This is a genomic window from Cyanobacteria bacterium GSL.Bin1 (genome assembly GCA_009909085.1).
Classification (GTDB): domain Bacteria; phylum Cyanobacteriota; class Cyanobacteriia; order Cyanobacteriales; family Rubidibacteraceae; genus Halothece.
This window is the reverse complement of sequence record JAAANX010000012.1, coordinates 1-4334: the sequence shown is the minus strand read 5'-3', so window position 1 is coordinate 4334 and position 4334 is coordinate 1. Positions and strand designations below refer to the sequence as shown.

Sequence of the window (4334 nt, the reverse complement as noted above, 5' to 3'; positions counted from 1 at the left end):
TGTCCTGGACTAACCCAGTTGGGCGAGATTCCGCCCTCTTACATCTAATCCAAACTAGAGAAACATCTGGAAGTGTTTACTCGCTAACCGCTCATGGCTCTATTCGCAGCTACGGGGAGGTGATCTCTCCCCAATCCCCCACCTCACGAAGTAGGTGGGGGTCATTGAAGACTGAGGTTCCAACTTGCTATGGAAGCATTGATTCTTAACAAACTCGTACCTTACTACTCTGCCGAGTATAAACACGACTATTGCCAATGCGCGAGATGCGACTGCTTTGATGATTTCGACTTTGGCAACCTCGACTCGAGTAACGCGGTACATCCCTTCGTTGCCAGGAGGTTGAACGATAGCTGGGAACCTCTAGCCTTGTCGGTGAAACATTAACATACCGATCATTTGTACTGATAGAGAGAGTGCCATTTTCACTCATTCTGACATTGACTCGACCGGTATTAACATTAAGGCGGTTGGTCTGAGCTAGCACTGGTGCTGTCGTCATACTGAATACAGCCAGAAAGCCCAACCAAAAATTAAACTTAGAGATACTTTTCATCAGGAGAAGTCTCCTACACAGAGATGTTTTTTTCAGGTAGGCACCTACAAGAAGCCCATTGGCCGGCAGGCTAATCGCTAGCTGCTGCCGGTAGGGTGGAAAATGAAGATAATCAAATAAAACTAGAGATTAATCCTCATAATATCTTCTGCCACGACCGCGACCGCGACCACGACGAGAACGTTGTTCTTCCACTTTTTCGATTACACTCGTTTGAGTTTGTTCTTGGTAAACCTCATTACCCCGACCATAAACCTCAGCTGTACCCACAGACTCTTGAATAACAGCATTGTTGCTACGGCTCTTGTGACGAAGCGAACTGGTTGTACGTGTTCTGCTCTCTTGAGAAGTTGATTGTTGGACACTGTTATTAGTTCCATCAATTATAGTATAGTTATCGCTTTCTTGGATCACTGCTGTATCGGCTTGAGCCGGCAAAGCGAGAAGACCAAAAGTCGCTGTTCCTAAGACACCAAAGGCAAAAAACTTTTTCAACATAATCGTTTCCTCAATAAGTAAAGACACTTGGTTAATCGGTGTGAGTTGGAAGTTTCTGAGTGAGTAAGGTAAAGCTGATCAAAATTAGAGTTGCTCTCTAAACATCACTCAGCCTGTTGTTATCGCTTATTCCATCCGCGACGGATAGGATTCCCTCGGTTGTTTTGGATGGTTTGTTGATAAACAGCATTGTTGTTGCCGTTGATTTCTGTAGTTTGAAAAGAACCTTGTACCACTTGCGAGCGATGTTGAGAACCTCTGCCGCGACCATTTGATCTAGGTTTAGAAAGCCCGCGTCCAGGGACATTGGTTTGATAGATGATTTGGGTAACTTGGTTATTATTTCCAGCAATTGTAGCTTCCTGAGTACTAGTTTGATTAATGACTTCATTAGCATTAACGGTTGTTGTTAGTCCCAGAAAAGTTGCACTGAAGATTGCCAAGGTACCGATCTTTTTCAACATTTTGCTCTGCCTATGTAAGTGATTGGCTCGTTTCAAACGTCTAGGTTTACAGTATCGGTTTTATTAAGGAAAATCTATCGGGTTTTACGCAAGATTGAATCAGCAATTTGCGTATATAAACCTGCTTACTTAAGTATTAAATATTGCGGGTTGACGCAGGTTAAAGTCATCTTAGGTGGGTTAGATTATACATATGATTTAGATTTTGTGGTGTTAGCTGTCACCGTTTTATATGCAATTTAGGCTGAGAGCATTGATCATCTACATGGTTCCTCTTTCCCTTTGGTTTGTGATCGCGGCAGCTCCAGCATGGGCGGATCAAGGTTGGGAAGGAGGGGGGCGCATTGTACGCGGTGCAGGGAACGGAGCTTCTGTGCCTAAGCTACAATTAAAAGCTGATGATCTTATGCTTGAATGGGTCTTGTTTTTAAGTGGGCCAGATGCTGGTAAGCGCGTACAGTTGTCAAGGAATTCTTCAGTGACAACTGCCTCAGGAGTATGGAATTTTTTCCCAGGAAGTCAAAATCTAGAGGTTAAGTTCTATCAAGATGACCCGTATCGAGTAATTCACTATCGTTTGCATCCCTCAGATTAACTATGAGTCAACGGCTGAAATTTCCCAAATTCAGTGTGTTGGGTATTGGTATTGGCTGTAGCTTGTTTTTTAGTTTAATTTTGTCTGAGGTCTCAGCGCTGCGACATCTAGAGTTTCTTCTCCGAGATCAACTGATACTCTGGCAACAATCAACTCAGTCTCCAAGTGATCAAATTGCTTTGGTTGGTCTTCGCGAAAGTGACCTGATCGGAGTGGGAGGAGAGCAAACCCGCTATGTTGCTCTGGTGAAGCGTCTATTGGAAGCAGAAGCAAAAGTGGTGGTTCTGAACTTGTTAGATAATTGGGTGAATGAAACTTCAGCGATTGAAAATCTACCGTTACAGGAACTGATTCAAAAGTACAACGAGCAGATTGTACTAGTGACACCAACGGCTCCGGTGACTTCGTCCAATATTACAGAAATTGAAACCTATCATCATTTATTGCCGCCATTAGTGGGAAACCGGATGCAGTCGGTTTATGATGTGACAGCGATTCAGGGGTTTTACGAGTTTGATAATGAAGCACCTAGTCTAGAGGGAGCAGCCCGCATCGCCCATTTACAAAGTGTGTTTGACTACAATGATCCCAGTTTGGGGCAAACTCAGGGTAAGTTTTACTCGGCATTATCTTTAGCGCTGCTTAAATCTCGGCAGCAAGTCAGCGGTACACCTTTCTTAAAGGAAGGGACCGGCGCTGACCGCCCAGCCACGGTCAATCGCGATGTTAGTACCAATTATTTTTCTGCATCTGAACTAGTAGAATATCAATGGCCAATCAAGATTCATTTTTTTGGTGGCATCGATATTTTCCCAAATTTTCAGTTTGAGCAGATTTGTTTAACGCTCAAAAATGGTTCTTGTTCCGAGGATCTCAAACCAGACATTGAGAAACAAATCCGCGGGAAAATTGTAATTGTTGGCTTTATTGCACCAGAACAAAATACAAAAGCAGTTTTATCAGTGCAAGGACCAGGCGGTCAACCGATGTCAGGTCTTGCTGTACAAGCCAATATTTTAGCAAGCTTGATGACGAATCGAGTGTATCGGCTGCCACCGCGTTGGGTGGTCCAATTGGTCATTATCGCTGGCGCGATCGCGCTCAGTTATTGGATTAACTGTAGGTTTCAGCGTCATAGCTTGCGAAAACGTCAGTTTATTGCCTTGTTACTATTAGTAACCCTAAGCTTATATGTTGGGTTTGCCTTAGTTTTTACAGCCCAGCAAATTGTGTTACCTGTGTTTTTCCCAGTGATCACTTGGTTCTTAACCGGGTTAATTATTCAAGGTTGGTTGATGTATCAGGCGCAACAGGAACTGATTATGCAGCAACAATACGAAATTGCTCAACTCAAATCAGCGGAATCGAAAGCAATCGTGCTACAAACTCGTAAGCTCTTGCACCGTATTGCTTCTGGCATTCATGAAGGACCGCTTCAGGATTTGCGATTGGTAATGGATCAACTGGAACTCGAGTTACCTCGTGAACCCGACTTTGTCGTCAATAAGCTTTCCGATATCGGCTGCAATATTCGTCATTACCTTCAAAACATTCGCAGCATGGCTGAACAGTTGGAAGTCACGCCAGAGCTACGCCAAGGACTTGTAGCGGGTATTCGTCATCATCTGCACCAACTACAGGGAATGGGGAAATTGACCCTAGCGGTACAAGACGATCTGCAACCTCTAGAAGAAACGCTCTGGAATAGTCAATGGCTGGATGCACGAGAAGATATCTTTATGTTTTTTCGAGAAGCAATGACGAATGTCATTAAACATGCTCAGCCCCCTCAGGGGAATGCCAGCCAGGTAACAATCTTGTTAATCCTTGAGGGTGATTACTGTACACTGGTGGTTCAAAATGATGCCGCCAAGGCAGAGCAACCGACTGCTCAGGGATCGCTAGGCTATGGTACTAAAATGATGGAAACTGTAGCCCGAGAGTTACCCGATGGTCATTGGCAAGCATTTCCCCTTAAAACAGGAGGTTATCGCGTCACGTTAACTTGGCATCATGCCGTGATGATGACACCTTCTACCGAATAATTTCCAGATATAATCAGACGAATAGTACTTTTTAAAAATCCCATAGCTGATTCAATGACCCCCACCTCACGAAGTAGGTGGGGGATTGGGGAGAGATCACCTCCCCGTAGCTGCGAATAGAGCCATGAGCGGTTAGCGAGTAAACACTTCCAGATGTTTCTCTAGTTTGGATTAGA

General features: G+C 44.2%; 5 protein-coding genes. 2 read left to right on the top strand and 3 right to left on the bottom strand.

The features are described 5' to 3' along the window. Positions 1–205: 205 nt before the first annotated feature. The 3 genes from GVY04_00320 to GVY04_00310 all read right to left on the bottom strand — a co-directional run bounded on the left by GVY04_00320 (position 206) and on the right by GVY04_00310 (position 1518). Positions 206–556 (bottom strand): hypothetical protein, encoded by a 351-nt coding sequence (locus GVY04_00320; GenBank protein ID NBD14621.1) that lies wholly within the window; start codon positions 554–556, stop codon positions 206–208. Between the two features lie 129 nt (positions 557–685). Continuing rightward, positions 686–1054 (bottom strand): hypothetical protein, encoded by a 369-nt coding sequence (locus GVY04_00315; protein NBD14620.1) that lies wholly within the window; start codon positions 1052–1054, stop codon positions 686–688. A 119-nt stretch (positions 1055–1173) separates the two neighbouring features. Beyond that, positions 1174–1518 carry a hypothetical protein gene (locus GVY04_00310; protein NBD14619.1) on the bottom strand — a complete coding sequence of 115 codons (345 nt, stop codon included), beginning with the start codon at positions 1516–1518 and terminating at the stop codon, positions 1174–1176. A 253-nt stretch (positions 1519–1771) separates the two neighbouring features. On the opposite strand from GVY04_00310, the gene GVY04_00305 reads away from it, so the two are divergent. Together GVY04_00305 and GVY04_00300 are read left to right on the top strand one after the other, a co-directional pair. Continuing rightward, positions 1772–2113 carry a hypothetical protein gene (locus tag GVY04_00305; protein ID NBD14618.1) on the top strand — a complete coding sequence of 114 codons (342 nt, stop codon included), beginning with the start codon at positions 1772–1774 and terminating at the stop codon, positions 2111–2113. A gap of 2 nt (positions 2114–2115) precedes the next feature. Continuing rightward, positions 2116–4158 carry a CHASE2 domain-containing protein gene (locus GVY04_00300; protein ID NBD14617.1) on the top strand — a complete coding sequence of 681 codons (2043 nt, stop codon included), beginning with the start codon at positions 2116–2118 and terminating at the stop codon, positions 4156–4158. Positions 4159–4334 lie beyond the last annotated feature (176 nt).

What these genes read in the sequence shown, in the direction of transcription:
- GVY04_00320 (NBD14621.1), bottom strand. Translation starts at nt 556, where the DNA reads ATGAAAAGTATCTCTAAGTTTAATTTTTGGTTGGGCTTTCTGGCTGTA.
- GVY04_00315 (NBD14620.1), bottom strand. Translation starts at nt 1,054, where the DNA reads ATGTTGAAAAAGTTTTTTGCCTTTGGTGTCTTAGGAACAGCGACTTTT.
- GVY04_00310 (NBD14619.1), bottom strand. Translation starts at nt 1,518, where the DNA reads ATGTTGAAAAAGATCGGTACCTTGGCAATCTTCAGTGCAACTTTTCTG.
- GVY04_00300 (NBD14617.1), top strand. Translation starts at nt 2,116, where the DNA reads ATGAGTCAACGGCTGAAATTTCCCAAATTCAGTGTGTTGGGTATTGGT.